Origin of the sequence: Rhodococcus sp. UYP9 (assembly GCF_040547235.1) — a bacterium.
Classification (GTDB): Bacteria; Actinomycetota; Actinomycetes; order Mycobacteriales; family Mycobacteriaceae; genus Rhodococcoides.
The window spans coordinates 574,580-591,828 of the sequence record NZ_JBEPPH010000001.1 but is presented as its reverse complement, the minus strand read 5'-3'; the positions used below and the strand labels follow the sequence as shown (position 1 = coordinate 591,828).

Annotated in this window: 7 protein-coding genes; 6 read left to right on the top strand and 1 reads right to left on the bottom strand. The window is 64.9% G+C overall.

Features of this window, described 5'->3' with window-relative positions; genetic code table 11:
* The first annotated feature begins 108 nt into the window (after positions 1–108).
* Entirely contained in the window at positions 109–1,158 is a 1,050-nt protein-coding gene (locus ABIB36_RS02760) for a TIGR03857 family LLM class F420-dependent oxidoreductase (protein ID WP_084347239.1), read from the top strand.
* Between the two features lie 88 nt (positions 1,159–1,246).
* Here the strand turns inward: ABIB36_RS02760 and ABIB36_RS02755 are convergent, their stop codons facing one another.
* Complete coding sequence (locus ABIB36_RS02755; protein WP_354559058.1) at positions 1,247–3,019, bottom strand: DUF4012 domain-containing protein; 1,773 nt, start codon at positions 3,017–3,019, stop codon at positions 1,247–1,249.
* A 252-nt stretch (positions 3,020–3,271) separates the two neighbouring features.
* Here ABIB36_RS02755 and ABIB36_RS02750 point away from each other — a divergent pair, with 252 nt between their 5' ends.
* From ABIB36_RS02750 to ABIB36_RS02730, 5 genes are all read left to right on the top strand, one after another.
* The gene (locus ABIB36_RS02750) at positions 3,272–3,886 is read left to right on the top strand and encodes a sugar transferase (RefSeq protein WP_354559057.1); all 615 of its coding nucleotides are present in this window, start codon (positions 3,272–3,274) and stop codon (positions 3,884–3,886) included.
* A 255-nt stretch (positions 3,887–4,141) separates the two neighbouring features.
* On the top strand, positions 4,142–14,029 hold the full coding sequence (locus tag ABIB36_RS02745) for a non-ribosomal peptide synthetase (RefSeq protein WP_354559056.1): 9,888 nt from the start codon (positions 4,142–4,144) through the stop codon (positions 14,027–14,029).
* Positions 14,026–14,931, top strand: coding sequence for a cyclopropane mycolic acid synthase family methyltransferase (locus ABIB36_RS02740; RefSeq protein ID WP_354559055.1), 906 nt, complete (start codon positions 14,026–14,028; stop codon positions 14,929–14,931). The genes ABIB36_RS02745 and ABIB36_RS02740 overlap by 4 nt, the downstream gene beginning before the upstream one ends.
* A gap of 64 nt (positions 14,932–14,995) precedes the next feature.
* On the top strand, positions 14,996–16,501 hold the full coding sequence (locus ABIB36_RS02735) for a tyrosine-protein kinase domain-containing protein (protein ID WP_354559054.1): 1,506 nt from the start codon (positions 14,996–14,998) through the stop codon (positions 16,499–16,501).
* Between the two features lie 8 nt (positions 16,502–16,509).
* Complete coding sequence (locus ABIB36_RS02730; protein ID WP_084347150.1) at positions 16,510–17,172, top strand: chymotrypsin family serine protease; 663 nt, start codon at positions 16,510–16,512, stop codon at positions 17,170–17,172.
* The last annotated feature ends 77 nt before the right edge of the window (positions 17,173–17,249 follow it).

Below are 17,249 nucleotides of genomic sequence, written 5' to 3'. Positions count from 1 at the left end.
CGAGACCCGGGGCAACTAGCTTAATTGACGACCGTCAAATCCATTGGTCGAGCGGCATGAATCCTGTGGATGGCCCGCGTCGCCTATTCCAGAATCGGAGAATCTCACATGGCGTCGAACGCACGAGTCCTGGACGAACTGGGCTACTACCTACTGGCGGGTGCCGGGAGCGACGGGCCCGCGACGCTGATGGACGAGGCCCGGCTCGGCGAGGACATGGGATTCGGGACCGCCTGGATCTCCGAACGCTGGAATGTGAAGGAAGCGTCGTCACTGTCCGGCGCTGCCTGCGCGGTCACCGATCGAATGCGCATCGGTACCGCAGCGACCAATCACAACACCCGGCACCCACTGATCACCGCATCGTGGGCGACGACTCTGCACCGACTCTCGGGTGGGAGGTTCACGCTCGGGATCGGGCGCGGCATCGCGGCAATGGGCAGTGCATTCGGGGTGCCGTCGGTGACCACGGCGATGATGGAGGACTGGGCCCAGATCACCCGACGGTTGTGGCATGGTGAAGTCATCGTCAATCATGATGGGCCGCTGGGAAAATGGCCGGTATTGTTTCTGGATTCAGATTTCGACGAGGACATTCGCTTGGCGATCGTCGCGTTCGGCCCCAACACTTTGAAATTGGGCGGCCGAGAATTCGACGACGTCATTCTGCACACGTACTTCACTCCCCAGACACTCCAACGTGCGGTGAAGACCGTGAAGACGGCGGCCGAGCAGGCCGGGCGAGACCCGGACAGCGTCAGAGTGTGGTCGTGCTTGGCGACGGTAGGCGATCACCTGCCCGAGGAATTACGCGTGAAGAAGACCGTAGCTCGGTTGGCGACGTATCTGCAGGGCTACGGCGACCTCCTGGTCAAGACGAACGATTGGGATCCTGCTGTGCTGCAGCGTTTTCGCGCAGACTCGGTGGTGACCTCGATCGCCGGGGGTATCGACAGCAAAGCCACGACAGATCAGCTGGAACACATCGCGACACTGTTGCCCGAGGAGTGGCTGGAACCATCGGCAACCGGGACGGCAGGACAGTGCGTCGACCGGATTCGCAAGGAGTTCGACTACGGCGCAGATGCGGTGATCCTGCATGGCGCAACGCCGCAGGAGCTGGCGCCGATCGTGGAGGTCTACCGCGAAACCTGCTGATGAACGAGCTATGCCGGCTCGATGGGGTGAACCATCGGCCGGCATAGCCCGCGCAATCTACAGCTCCGGGGCCGTCAGTGCTCCACTATCAGCATTGGGGAAGATCGATGCTGATAGTAGGAGTGTCCACCAACGGCTGGACCGGAACCGTAGCTTCACCGGAAACGGAAGGCTCCTCCAGTTCCCAAGTGACAGTTGAGGATTCACCGGGCGGAATCGTGACGTACGCAGCCTGGACGGGCCGACCCAGCTCGGTACCCTTCTGGACCGAGAAGGCGTTGACGCCGTCGACCTTCATGCCGGTGAACTTGGCGCCCTGCGTCCCGTACAGGTAGGCGATCGACTCGTTGGTGCCGTACGGGACACCGGGCTGGAACGTGCTGGCCACGTACTGGGTCAGTCCGTCCGAAACCACGGTGTTGGTCAGTGTCGCCGTGACCGTCGACTTCCGGGTCGGGCCGGTGCAGGATTCCGCGGTGTACGAGATATCGCGAGTGAGGTAGTAGTCGAGTTTGTTTCCGCCTGCGTTGTTGACGATCACGTTGGCATACGGGGCAGGATCGTCTGGGAGCGCATGGCCGACCTTCGTGCCCTCCAGGGTTTCCTGTTCGGCGGGATCTGCGCTCCACACCGAGATGCGTCCCTCACTGCCTGCCCGGCCGACCGCGTCGAGCAACTTGCGGGTCGGCGCGACACCGGTCGTCATCTTCGACACGACAGCCTGCGAGATTTCCTGCAGGTAGTTCTTGCGTGCCAGCTGATCTTCGCCGAAGCGAGCGTACGCAGTGGACAGCGTCACCTCGACGACGTTGTCACCGGAAATGACTTCACCGTCGGCGAGGGTGACCGGGCCGGTGGCGTCGAGAATGTAGCCCAGAGCAATCGGATCGGTAGCGATGGCGCCGTCGAGCTTCTCCCCGGTCTGCTCGGCCCACATCGAAGACCAGATCTGGCCGGCGTACGGAAAGTGCGGGCTCGCATTGGAATTGCGGAAGTCCGTCGTGGTGTTACGCGGACCCCACAGTGCGTTGTACTCGGGGCCCAGATCGATCGGCTGCTCCGCGAACTCCAGCTCGCGGTTGCTGCCGAGGGTATCTACCCGGGCAGTTCCGTTGTCGGCGCGCACAATTCCGAATCCGCCGAGTAGACCACCCGTGCCGCGCGCCTCGGCGTTGGTCTGGAAGGCGAGAAAGTAGGAGCGGGGACCGTCGGCGCCCATCATCGAAGGAACGATGCGGCTCGCGGTGTAAGTATTGGTCAGCAAGCCAGACAGATCGTGGGTCTGATTCTCGAGCTGCACACGGGCGTCGTCGACGACTCCGAGATAGGCCGGCGCCTCGATCGCCTGAGCCTGCGCGTAGAGGTCCTGTGCCGCTGCAGAAGTCTCGGCGAGGATCGGCTCGGCTTCGGTAAGCGACTGCAAGTTCACTCGGCCGCCGCCCTCGATCACGTTGTCGGGGGAGATGCTCGCACTCGCCTGCGCAGCAGGCTCCAGAACATCGACGGCGAGGCCGCGGACGACATCGGTGATCTCGACGATCGTCTCGAGCGGACTGCCGAGCACTGGGATTGCTGCAGCGATCGTGAACGGCAGCGAAGACGCTGCGTTCTGCGCCTTGTCCGCGGACTCGCTCGCCTCGGCGGCAGCGGCCTGCGCCCCCGACACATCGCCGTCGAGCAGGGCGTTCTTCGCGGAGTTCGCGGCGTCCCGCGTCGTCTCCAAATTGGACTTCGCCGTCAAGGCCTCGTACGCCAGCCACGCCAGGAAGGCGAGAACGATGACCAGAACGATGCCGACACCCAACAGGACGGGGCGCTTGTTCTTGCGCGACGGCGGGCGGGTGTCGGTGCCAGAGGTCATGTCGACGGGGCTCCTGTTGCTAGGGATGGTTCGAGTGAAGGGCGCGGGTATTGCCGAAAAGAAGATATTCACGCCCGTGGGAAGACTAGTGCGTCGACGTCGGCAGCGGGCATCGAGGTGGTGTGGTAATTCGATTGAATGATTGTCGATGTCGGTAATTAATACGATCGTGTAAATCAACGACTTGTAGGCGCCGAGATCGTAACGTAATCGCAGTTACTCACGATAACAATCGGTCGGTCTCGGGGAGAAGTGTCTGGTTCGGAGAGGGGAGTCGGGAGAGTGATCCGCTGTAGTTCGGGAGGGTGCGGTTCGGACCCCTCGATACCACAACAGGGCGGATCGGCAGGGCCCTCGCGGCTCGATCCGGTGCAATCTGCGACCAAAGTCATATTCGACAGAGTGGTGGCCGCCACAATCCTGGTAGTGCTGGCGCCGGTATTCCTCGGATGCGTGATTTCGACCAGTGGCGCCGAAGGTGAGCCCACGTTCGCGTCCACGACGCGGATCGGTCGTCGAGGCGTCCGTTTTCAGCTCCTGAGCTTCAGAACACGCCCTGAGCAGCGCCTCGGCGTACTCCTGACGAAGCTGGGCATGGATCATCTGCCCGAGCTGATCAACGTTCTTCGGGGTGACATGAGCATGGTCGGGCCGCGACCCGCCGCGGATCGGCCCGGCATTCCCGATGTGGAAGTCCCCGTTGACTGCCGTCCAGGAATCACCGGGCTGTGGATGCTGGCGCCCCGCGCGGACATCTCCGGACCGGACGCGGAGATGCTCGATCGCGGCTATGTGGACTCGTGGTCACTCGCCCGCGACATCCGCATCCTGTACCGGACAGTCGCCGCAGTACGGTACCGCCCCTGAACGGCTGGAAATATTCAGGGAAATAACCAGAAACAAGCGGAATGGCGCTTTTCAATACACGTCACCTAGTTTTCACCGAAATGTACTGCGCCCGCAACGGTTAATATCACGGAAGTCGCATTGGATAAGTAGAGCAAATACCTCCGGTCCACTAGTTTGTAAATGGGCGCTACTGATCGACGTTGCTTCAGCAACGTTCTTCCGGAGTGAAGATTGTGCCGCCGGCGCAAAGGACTGTGAGGAGGGGTAGCAGAAGTGTCGTCAGTGGAAGGTGCCCCCAGCGGGATCGACTTGTTCCCGCTGTCGCCCGCCCAGCTCAATATCTACTTCGCGCAGAAGCTGGCGCCGGGGGTTCCGTTCACCATCGCCCAGTTCGTGGAGATCCGTGGCGATATCGACCCCGCCACGTTGATCCGAGCTACCGACATCGCGTGCCGCGAGCTCGAATCGCCTGGCGTGCGCTTGGGTGAGGACGACGGGCAGCCCTATCAATGGGTCGACCTCAACGTTCCCTACGCCATGATTTACCGCGACCTTCGCGACGAGAGCGACCCCGTCGGCTACGCCCACCGCTACATGGACGAGCAATACCGAAAGCCCGTCGACTTGGTCCGCGATCAGCTGATCGCCTCGGAGATCATGCAGGTCGGCGACGCACACTACTTCTGGTACAGCCGAGCTCACCACGTCGTCATGGACGGCTTGGGTGCAATCTCCGTTCAGGAGCGCACCGCCGCCGCGTACACGGCCCTGCTGACCGGCGCCGACGTTCCCAAGACCCGCGCCGTCGGTGTCCGGGCGATCTACGACTACGAAACCGCCTACGTCGGTTCCACGCGCTACGAAGCCGACCGCGAATACTGGGTCGGCAGGCTAGACGGTCACGCCGATGCGCCACGTCTGGCAGGCACCTCGCATTCCGGTGCGGCCGTGCCCAGCGCCGTCTCGATCAGCGTCGGCGCAGTGCTCGACGACGAGCTGACCGACGCAATGGCCGCGCTCGCCCAGCGCTACAACTCTTCCGACGTCCCCGTCGTGCTCGCGACGTTCGCGCTGTACCTCGCGCGGATGACCGGCACCGACGACGTCATGCTCAGCCTCCCCGTCTCGGGTCGAGCGACCACCAAACTGCGTGACTCCTCCGGGATGATGTCCAACATCGTGCCGCTGCGCATCGGCGTCGACCCAGACGTCACCATCGAGGAACTACTGCGCCGCATCCAGGTCGAGCTCACCGGCGCGCTGCGGCATCAGCGGTTCCGCGTCGAGGACATGCAGCGTGAAACCGACGGCGGGTTCGAGGGCAGTACCTCCGCGGGCCGTGGAGCTTTCGGCCCGACCGTGAACATCATGATGTACGACAGCACAATTCGGCTCGGCAACGTCATCGGCGAATACCGTGTGCTCTCCAGCGGCCCGATCGACGACATGATGGTCAACGTCTACCCGGGGGTCGCCGGCGCCAGCACCCGCGTCGACTTCCTCGGTAACCCGGCGATTTACAGCACCGAGGAGCTGAGCACGCACCATCAGCGGTTCCTCGCGCTGCTGCGTACCGTGCTCGCAGCACCGGACGGGTTGCCGCTTGCGGACCTGAAAGTGCTTTCGCCTGCCGAAGAGGAAGCCCTGCTCGCAGTGGACTCGCAGGGTCCACGGCCTGTTCTGCTGCCCGAGTTGCTGCGGGACTCCGCCGTGGTCCGCTACGCCGGGCAGGAGCTCACGGGCATCGAATTCGTCTCTCGTGCAGACCATATCGCGGGACAGCTTGCGCCCTTCCTCACCTCACCCGAGACGCGAATCGCAATCGCGTTAGACCGCTCGATGCACTCCGTGCTGGCGTTGTGGTCCGTATCGGTAGCGGGCGCATCGTTCGTGCCCGTCGACCCGCACGATCCGACCGACCGCCTGACCTCCATGCTCGGCGGCATCGGAGTGCGCGTCGGCATCACCGGACGCGCACTGCTCGGCACGCTCCCCAGCACAGTCGAGTGGCTGGCCATCGAAGACCTTCTGGGCGCCGAAACCCTGCCCTTCGACGCTCACCAGGTTCACCTCGACAACGAGGCCTACGTCATCCATACCTCCGGTTCGACCGGAAAGCCCAAGGCCGTCAGCCTCGCTCACCGCGGGCTCGCGCAACTCGCAACAGCGGTAGTGGATCGGTACTCGGTCTCACCGGACGCGCGGGTACTGCACCTGGCGTCACCGGTGTTCGACGCGTCCATCCAGGAAATCCTGGCCGCCTTCGCTGCCGGTGCCACGCTGGTCATCGCACCCGCCGACGTGTACGCGGGGCCCGCGCTCGCAGACCTCCTGGCCGAAGAACGCATCACGCACCTCATCACCTCCCCGACCGTCCTCGCGACGCTCGAACCGCTCGACGTCAAAGGCCTCGAGGTATTCGACGTGGGCGGTGAAGCTTGCTCGCCCGCGCTCCGCGACCGGTTCGCCGACGCCGGACCCGACATGCTCGACGCCTACGGCCCGACCGAGGCAACCGTCCTCGCCACACTCTCCGCACCCATGGCCGTCGGGAAACGGATCACCATCGGTGGCCCACTGCCCGGTGTCCGCGCACTGGTACTGGACAGCCGATTGCGGCCCGTCCCGTACGGCGGAATCGGCGAGCTCTACCTCGGCGGTGACTCTCTCGCGCGAGGATACGACGGGCAACCCGGCGTCACCGCGAGCCGTTTCGTAGCCGATCCAGCTGCATCCGGTCGAAGGCTCTATCGCACAGGCGATCTGGTGCGATGGTCGATCTTCGGCACGTCACTCGAATACCTGGGCCGCGCCGATCAGCAGCTCCAACTACACGGCCGTCGCCTCGAACTCGGGGAAATCGAATCGGTCGCACTGCAGCTGACGGGCGTCGACGCCGTTGCCGTCGACGTTCGTGAAGACCACCTCGTCGCGTACGTCGTCGGTGAGTCCGCATTCTTGAGTGCGCACCTGCGCGGCGCGCTTCCGGCGTGGATGGTTCCGGACCGCATCGTCGAACTCGAAGCGCTACCCCTCTCGGCGAGCGGCAAGCTCGACCGTCGGGCACTACCCGACCCGGCACCGACCACGGTCACCGAATACGTTGCCCCGCAATCCGATACCGAACGCGCCGTCGCTGCGGTGTTCGCCGAAGTACTGGACGTACCGATCGTCGGCCGCACCCACTCGTTCTTCGAGCTCGGTGGCGATTCGCTGAGCGCGACGCGAGTGGTGGCCAGGCTCGGCTCTGCGGTCACGCTGCCGGTCCTGTTCGACGCGCCGACCGTCGCCGCGATCGCGGATGCCATCGATTCGGCTGTCGATCAGCGAGATTCGCTCGATCTGCTCGACACCGTCATGCCCGAGCAGGTGCCGCTATCCTACTCGCAGCAGCGGATGTGGTTCCTCAACCAATTCGATTCGGCCTCGCCCGCATACAACATGCCGGTGGCCGTGCAGTTGCCTTCGGGTGGAGACTCGGGCCTCGTCATCGCTGCGCTGCGGGACGTGCTCGAACGCCACGAATCGCTGCGCACCTACTTCCCCGACGACGGCAACGGCCCGCGCCAGGTAGTGCTGCCCACGGCCGGTGTTCTGCCCGAGATCCTCACCAGCGAAGTAGGACCCGACCAGCTCGACGACGCGATCACTGAGCTGGCATCGAAGGGTTTCGACGTCGCTGCCGAGGTCCCCATCCGCGCCTCGCTACTCGCCGTCTCCTCGCATGAGGGTTCGCCAGAGGCGACGGTTGTCGTCATCGTCATGCATCACATCTCGGTCGACGGGTGGTCGATCGATCCACTCGTCCGCGACTTCACCGTCGCCTACGCCGCGCGCTCCGCCGGGCATGCCCCCACATGGCCGCGTCTGCAAGCTCAGTACAGCGAATACGCAGTGTGGAACAGAGCTGTCGTCGACGCCGCCGCCGAGGACCAATTACGTTATTGGACAATCGCACTCGATGCTCTCGATCGGCCCAGTGCAGAGCTGCCGACCGATCGCCCGCGCCCGGCCGTGCAGTCGATGCAGACTGCCGGCGTCCCTGTCGCCATCGGCACCGAAGTGCACGCCCGGATTCGTGCTCTCGCCCTCGGTGAGAACGCGACGACGTTCATGGTCGTCCATGCCGCACTTGCCCTGACTTTGAGTCGCTTCAGTGATTGCGACCGCACCGTCCTGGGCTCGCCCTCGGCCGGTCGCGGGCACGCAGCGCTCGACGACATGGTCGGAATGTTCGTCGGCACCGTGCCCTTGGCGGTCGAGGTGGACCGCGACGGCACCTTCACCGAACTCCTCGAGAGTGTTCGGCACGCAGATCTCGACGGGTTCGCACACTCCGAACTGCCGTTCGAGCGGATCGTCGACGCACTGACCACCGATCGATCCCTCGACCGTCACCCACTGTTCCAAGTGATGCTGGCATTCGACAATGCCCGCCACCAGTCGATCGAGGACCTCCCGGTCACCGTGCTGCCCATCTCCACGCACACCTCCGAATTCGACCTCAACGTCGTCGTCACCGAAACTGCCGACGGTATCGCGGGCGATATCGAATACGCGATCGACCTGTACGACCGGGCGACCGTCGAACGCTTCGCCGCAGCCTTCGTGAGCGTTCTCGGAGCCGTCGTGGAGAACCCTTCCGTCGTGGTGGGGGATATCGAACTCGCCTCTCTGCCTCCGCAACCCGAGCGCGATGCGACGGGAACGCTCCTGGACGTGCTGGCAATCGAGACGGCCGACCGGATTGCTGTGGACGGCGAATCGACGCTGACCTACCGCGAACTGGACGCCCGATCCAACAGGTTGGCGCGCCTGCTGATCGACCGCGGCGCCGCACCCGAGAGCACCGTGGCGCTCTCGCTCGTACGGTCCGCGGAGTACATCGTGGCCCTGTGGGCAGTGGTGAAGTCCGGCGCTGCGTTCCTGCCGGTCGATCCGAGCTACCCGGCGCTGCGACGCGAGCAGATCCTGACCGGCACCCACCTGGGCTTCGGCGGTGTCGAAGAGGGCATCCATTGGCTCGACGAATCGGCTGCCGAGAATTTCGACGACAGCGCATTGGTCGACGCCGACCGCGCCGCAGCGGTGCACCCGGCCCACCCCGCCTACATCATCCACACCTCGGGCTCCACCGGCATACCGAAGCCCGTGACGGTGACGCACGCGGCTGTGTATGCACTTGCACAGCAAGTAGTTTCGCGCTACGACGTCACCGCTTCGTCGCGGGTGCTGCACGGATACTCGACGAACTTCGACGCCGCCGTGCTGGAACTGGTGCTGGCCTTCGGAGCAGACGCCACCATGGTCATCGCACCCACCGAGATACTCGACGGGGACGAGATGGCTCGGTTCCTCACTGCCCACTCCGTCACCCACTACCTGTCCACACCGGCCGTGCTCGCCACCGTCCCCCCGGTTACCGGTGTCACCACCGTGGCGGTCGGTGGAGACGTACTCGGAAGCGCAGTGGTCGGCGCCTGGGCACCCGGACGGCGAATGCTCAACGCGTACGGCCCTTCCGAGGCCACCGTCGTCGCGACGCTGACCGACCCGCTCGACGCCGGGGACCGCGTCACCATCGGCACACCGCTGCCACACGTGTACGCGCTCGTGCTCGACACTCGCCTACAGCAGGTCCCGGTCGGTGGCGTCGGCGAGCTGTACCTCGGTGGCATCTCGATTGCGCGCGGTTACCGTGCCCACGCCGCGCTGACCGCGGAGCGCTTCGTCGCAGGCCCCGGTGGCCGGCGGCTCTATCGGACCGGCGACCTCGTACGCCGCCAGGAGTCCGGTGTTCTCGAATACCGTGGCCGCGGCGACTCCCAAGTCCAATTGCGCGGGGTACGCGTCGAACTCGGCGACGTCGAATCCGCCCTCACCGCACATCCTTCGGTCCAGAGCGCGGTCGCCGACGTCCGCGACGGCCGAATCGTGGCCTGGGTGGTCGGGGCCGACCAGCGCGAACTCACGCCGTGGCTACTCGAACGGCTTCCGCTGTCGATGGTGCCAACCGTGATCGTCGCAGTCGATCGCATCCCGGTCACCACCAACGGCAAGGTCGACCTCTCCGCACTGGTCGCGCCTGCCCCGGTAACCGGAGACCTCTCGACAGCTCGAACGCTGGCCGAGGAAGTCATCCTCGGGATCTTCGCCGACGCCCTCGACGTCGTAGATCCGTCTGCCGACGCGAATTTCTTCGTGCTCGGCGGTGATTCGCTGAGTGCCACACGCGCAACCTCGCGCATCGGCGCCGCACTGGGCACCCACGTTCCGGTTCGGACACTGTTCGAAGCGCCGAGTGCCCGCGCCCTCGCTGCGGCAATCGACATGCTGTCCGAGGCATACGTCAGCCCGCCCGCGCTGGTTCATCGGGCGCAGGCACACGATCACGGCGCCCTGTCTCCCGCCGAGCGACGGGTGTGGCTGCAGAACCGGTTCGACCCCACCTCGGCCGCCTACAACATCGCGTTCGCATTGCCGCTACCCGCGGACACCGACCTCGCGGTACTACGCGCCGCAATCGTCGACGTGCTCGACCGGCACCTACCGTTGCGCACCGTCTACCCGTCCACCCCGGACGGCCCGGTCGCCATGCTGCTCGACGCCGAGATCGTGGTCTCCTCGATCGACGATCGCCACGCCGACGCGAAACTGCTGGCCGAAACCGGATTCGACCTGACCGTCGAGCCACCCGTGCGGCTCAACGTCGTACACGATGTCGTATGCAGGGGCGGTGAGGTGTCGTTGGTGGTCGTCGCCCATCACATCGCCGTCGACGGGCTCTCGCTCGCCCCGTTGACCCGCGACGTCTCGATTGCGCTGACCGCAAGGCGGGCCGGGGCGCAACCCGAATTCGCCGCGCTGACAGTAGATTACGCCGACTACCGCCTGTGGCAGCAGGATGTGCTGGACTCGGTCGCAGCCGAACAGCTCGCCTATTGGCGGCGCACCCTCGCCGGGCTGCCGGACTACCTAGAGCTGCCGACCGGCACCCCGAACTCCTTCGAGAACGCGGCACCCATCGCGTTCGAACTCGACGCTGCCACGCTCGCCGACCTCCGCGGCCTCGCGAACCGTGTGGGCGCAACACTGTTCGTGGTGATCCACGCTGCCTTGGCCGCCGTGCTCGCCGAAGCCAGCGGCACCGCCGACATCGCCATCGGCACCCCGGTATCGGGACGCTCCGAACCCGCGCTCGACGACCTGGTCGGCATGTTCGTCGGCACCATCGTGCTCCGGACCGAGGTGGCACCGAACAAGACATTCGAGCAGTTCGTCACCGACGTCCGCGACCGCGACCTCGACGCATTCGCGCACTCGGCCGTCCCCTTCGACTGGGTCGTCGAGGCCGTGGAACCGGCCAGAGCCATCGACTCCCACCCACTGTTCCAGGTGCTCCTCGCCGTCGGCGCGCTGGAGATCCCGACCTTCGAACTCGGCACCGGTGAAGTATCGCCGCAGCGAATCGACATCTCCGAGAACCAGTTCGACCTCGAAGTCGTCATCGAGCACACCGCCGAAGGTCTGAGCGGACAACTCGGTTACTCCGGCGAACGCTTCGAACGCTCCGTGTGCGTCGCCCTTGCCGAACGCCTGGAGTCGGTACTCCGACTCGTCGCGGCACGCCCGGACATCGAACTCGGCAGCCTCGACTTCCTCGCGGCCCGCTCGAACGTCTTCTCGCACAACGACGGTGCCGAAGATCGCTACACCCTCGGCACCCTCGTGCGCCGGGCCGCCGAGACCTGGCCGGACGCAACAGCCGTCGTCGACGGCGGCGAATCACTGACGTACACCGAACTGGACCGTCGCTCGAATATGCTGATGGACAGCATCATCGCCGAAGGCGCGGGACCGGGAACGCTGGTTGCCGTCGCACTGCCGCGGTCCGCCGATCTCGTAGCGGCACTATGGGCCGTCGCCAAGAGCGGTGCAGGCTACCTGCCGATCGACCCGAACCATCCGGCCGCGCGCATCGAGGAAATCCTCGAACACGCCCAGCCCGTCACCGGCATCACCAGGGCGTCCCTCGCTCCCGACGGAGGACGATGGGTGACGGTCGACAACCTCTCCGAACCAGCCACGCTTCGCTCGAATGTCGAAAACACCGCATATCTCGACGACACCGCATACGTCATCTACACCTCGGGTTCGACGGGTGCCCCCAAGGGCGTGCGCGTGACACACCGGGGAATCGCGGATCTGGTGCAGAGCCAACGCGAAACGTTCGGAGTCGAGACCGAATCCCGGGTACTGCAGTTCGCGTCCCCAGGTTTCGACGCCTCGATCTTCGAAATGCTCCTCGCATTCGGAGTCGGCGCAGCCGTGGTCGTCGTGCCCGCCGAGGTCTACGCGGGCCGTGAACTCGAAAAGTTCATCACCAGCACCGCCGTCACACACGTGTGCCTGACCCCGACCGTCCTGCAGATCACCGACCCGGCGGCCACACCGACCGTCGACGTCGTCATCATGGCCGGCGAAGCAGCCAATACCGAACTGGTGCAACGCTGGTCGCACAGCAGCACCGTGTTCAACGCCTACGGACCGACCGAGGCCACGGTCATGGGAACCTGCACGCCCGCACTGAAACACCTCGCCGCGGTGACCATCGGCGGACCGGTGCGAGGGTTCGACGCCGTCGTCCTCGACGCACGGCTGCGGCCCGTACCGGACAACGTGGTGGGGGAGCTGTACCTCGGTGGCCCAGGGCTGGCCGAAGGATACCTGTCCCAGCCCGGACTCACCGCAAGCCGCTTCCTGCCGAACATGCTGGGCAACAAAGGAACGCGCCTCTACCGAACCGGCGACCTCGTCCGGTGGGTGGAGCACCGGAACTTGCGCGAACTCGAATACCTCGGACGCGTCGACTCGCAGGTCAAGATCCGCGGCCATCGCGTCGAGCTCGCAGAGGTGGAAGCAGCGCTGCTGCGGCATCCCGACGTCGAACAGGCCTGTGTGGTCGGGCACGATCACTCGTTGGCCGCCTACATCGCCGGCGACACCGATGCCGGCTCGGTGCGCGAATTCCTCACGCGCACAATCCCTGCCTACATGGTTCCTGGCTCGGTCACCGTCGTGGACACGCTCCCGATGTCGATCTCCGGGAAGGTCGACGCGCGAGCGCTACCCGAGCCCACGCTGGCGACCGTCGTGCATCTTGCGCCGTCGACCCCGCTGGAGTGGAGCGTGCGGGCGTCGTTCGCAGAGGTTCTCGAGATCGACGCCGACCGCATCGGCGTCGACGACAACTTCTTCGACCTCGGCGGGCACTCACTGTCGGTGGTGCGCGTGATGGACAACCTCGGTGACGAACTCGGACGTCCGGTACCCGTCAGCTGGCTGTTGACGCACCCGACCGCGGCGTCGTTGGCGGCGAAGCTGGACGGACTCGGCGACGCCGGCGACGACGTTTTCGATGTCGTACTGCCACTGCGGGTCGAGGGCGAAGGAGAGCCACTGTTCTGCATCCACCCTGCCATCGGCATCGCGTGGAGCTACCTGTCCTTGCTCTCGGTCACCGACCGACCGCTCTACGGACTCCAGGTTCCCGGCATCGCCAGCGGTGAACCCTCGCCTGCCTCCATCGACGCGTTCGCGGCCCGATACGTGCGGGAGATCCGCGCAGTTCAGCCCACCGGTCCCTACCACCTGCTCGGGTGGTCGCTCGGTGGAGTGATCGCGCATGCCGTCGCGACCGTCCTGCAGAGCTCGGGGGAGGAAGTCGCGCTACTCGCACTGCTCGACCCGCAGCTGAGCGTGCCTACCGACACCACTGCCGACGCCGTCGACTTCGGTGTCGAGGATCTGGCGCGCCAACTGGGAGTCACCGGGTCCTCGTTCGAGGAAATTGTGACGCAATTGCGTTACACACGAAGCGAACTCGGATTCCTTACCAGCGACCATCTCCGCAGAATGTATGCCCCGGTAGTGGCAGCTCCGCGGTGGGTGGCAGCACACCGACCCCGAATATACGACGGTGACGTCGTGTACTTTGCGGCCCGTGGATCTCACGGTTCGCACCAATGGGAACAGTACGTCGGCGGCCATCTCTCGGTCATCCGCATCGATGCTGAACACGAAGACCTGCTGGGTGAAGCAAGCGCCCACACCATAGGCCGAGCAATCGGCACCACCTCGGTCGCGGAAGGCGTGGCGTGACGAACCGATCCAGCACTGTCAAGAAGCTCGAGCCTTATGTCGACAATGTGCAGGCGCATTACGACCTGTCCGACGAGTTCTTCGAGCTGTTCCTCGACCCGAGCATGACCTACAGCTGTGCGTACTTCGAGCGCGAAGATATGACGCTCGAGCAAGCACAGCTGGCGAAAATCGATCTCGCGCTGGGCAAGCTGGACTTGGAGCCCGGGATGACATTGCTCGACGTCGGATGCGGTTGGGGCTCGTTGGCCAAGCGTGCAGTGGAGAAGTACGACGTCGACGTCATCGGTTTGACGTTGAGTCGAAACCAATACGACCACGCGCGTAAAACTGTGGCGGACCTGTCGAGTGCACGCACGGTGGACATCCGTCTGCAGGGCTGGGAAGAGTTCGACGAGCCCGTCGACCGCATCGTCAGCATCGGCGCATTCGAACACTTTCGGCGTCAGCGATATTCGGCGTTCTTCGACAAGTGCCGCTCGGTTCTCCCCGCCGACGGCCGGATGCTGCTGCACACCATCGTGATGCGCCCGCTCGCGGAAGTCATCGCCAGCGGGGTGGAGTTCACCCGCGACGACGCACACTTCGTGCGTTTCATCATGCGCGAGATATTTCCCGGCGGACAGTTGGCGTTGTCGGACATGGTGACCAAGAAGTCCACCGAGGCCGGATTCCGCGTAGAGCGCGAGCATGCGCTCGGACCGCACTACGCACGCACACTGGACGAATGGACCGACCGGCTCGTCGCTGCGCGGCCGCAAGCAATCGCCCTGTCCTCGGAAGAGAACTACGACAGGTACATCCACTACCTCACCGGATGCTCATCGCGCTTCAAAGACGGGCGCATCGACGTCGTGCAATTCACTCTTGCGCCGGAAGTGGTGCCCGTACGAACCGAGTGAGCCTGCGTACCAAGACATGAAGCCATAAAATTTAAAGCTCGACCGAAAATATTAGGGAGCCCAAGTGGAAATCCAGGACTACCTCCAGATCCTGCGAACGCGGTGGATGATCATCGTCGTCACCGTTGCCGTCGCCATCCTGGGCGCACTAGCGGCCTCACTTCTCACCACGCCGACTTACCAGTCGTGCAGTCGAGTCTTCGTCTCCACCTCCGGTGGGTCGACAGTGAGCGAAAGCTACCAGGGCAACCTCTTCGCGCAGCAGCGCGTGGCGTCGTACTCCGAGCTCGTCACCGGAGAGACGTTGGCCGCCCGCACGATCGACGAACTCGGCTTGAACATCACGCCCGCCGAATTGGCCGCCAAGGTCACCGCGACATCGACGCCGGACACCGTCCTGCTCGACACCTGCGTCGTCGACACCAACCCCGGAACCGCACGCGACGTCGCGAACTCGCTGGGCAACCAGTTGACCATCCTCGTCCGTGAGCTCGAGACTCCCGAAGACGGCGGCGCACCTGCCTCCGGTGTCCGGTTGGTCGAGCAGGCCAAGGAATCCGCTGAACCGGTCAGCCCGAAGACAACTCGTAACCTTGCCCTCGGAGCCGCAGTGGGCCTGCTCCTCGGCATCGCGCTCGCAGTCCTTCGTGACCGCCTCGACAACACCATCAAGACTCGTAAGAAGCTCGAAGCTGCCTCCAACACAGCACTTGTCGGCACCATTCCTTACGACAAGGCGTTCAAGGAATCCGCGATCGTCTCCTTCGGTGCAACACACTCGGTGAGCGCCGAAGGCTTCCGCGAACTGCGTACCAACCTGCAGTTCCTCGAAGTCGACCATCCGCCGCGCGTCATCGTCGTCACCAGTGCAGTGCCCGCCGAAGGCAAGACGACCGTTGCGGTCAACCTCGCGCTCGCTCTCGCCGAAGCAGGCCACCGCGTCGTGCTCGTCGAAGGCGATCTACGACGCCCCCGCGTGTCGAAGTACCTCGGACTCATCGGTTCGGTCGGCCTGTCGACCGTCCTCGCCGGGCAAGCAGACATCACCGATGTCCTCCAGCCCAGCAGCTACGAAGGACTCGACGTCCTCGCATCGGGACCGCTGCCGCCGAACCCGTCGGAACTGCTCGGATCGGAAGCATCACGTCGCGTCATCGAAGAACTGCGTTCACGCTTCGACTACGTGATCATCGACGGTGCACCACTTCTGCCGGTCACCGACTCCGCACTGCTCACCACCCACAGTGACGGTGCGCTGATCGTCGCCCGCTTCGGGCACACCAGCGAAAACGAAGTATCCCGGGCCGTCGGCAATCTCGAGACCATCGGCGCCCACGTTCTCGGCGCGGTCTTCACGATGATGCCCCTCAGCCGCAAGGGCGGCGAAGGCTACTCGTACTACTACGAGACCGACAAAACCATCGCACGCCAGACACCGAGCCCGGTCACTCCGGGAACAGTCTCTACGCAGTGGTCGCCGCCCGAAGGACCAAGTGTGCCCGTCTCGACGCAGAAGGCCGACGTCTCGGCTCCCGCCACCGTCACTTCGGGCCGGCGGCACCGAGAATGAGACGTGCGATGGCCGCAGGAGCGGTGGCTGCTGCGGCCATCGCGTTCGGCACAGGAGCACTCGTCGGGCCGAGCGCCGTCGCAGCACCAGGGGCGATCGTCGGGCCGGGGACGGGATACATCACCACCGGCGGCCTCGACGATCTGACCGCATGCTCCTTCGCCGCAGTCGGATACGACGCGGCGGGCACCCTCGTCGGTCTGACGGCGGGGCACTGCATCCTCTCGCCCGGCCTGCCGGTCACGCTCATCGGTAACCCCGGAGCCGGGCCCGTCGGAACGACCGTCGCCTCGCACTGGGGTCCCGACTACGGAGTCATCGCACTCGACCCCGCAAAAGTGATCCCAGTGTCCTCGGCAGGAGGCGTCACCGTCACCGGCATCGGACAAGCAGTTCCGGGACAACCCGTTTGCAAAACCGGAGTAGCCAGCGGCGTCACCTGCGGCACAATCCGCGAAGTCCGCGGATCCGACCTCGTGACCGATACCCCGACAGTGTGGGCAGACTCAGGAAGCGCACTGGTCAGCGGAACCACCCTCGTCGGCATCGCCAGCCACGCCGACGGAGTGCCCCTGCTGAGCCCCACCGTCTACGCATCGGCGCTCGACTCGGTGAACATGCTCGGTGCACGCGGCGGAACAGGCGCGGGCTTCCGGCCGATCGGTTCCTGAACACGCTGTACCTGTGGTGCTGGGCATGGTGTTCCAGTTGCGTCCGATATGCGCGGGATTCCGCCCGTAGAAGGCGC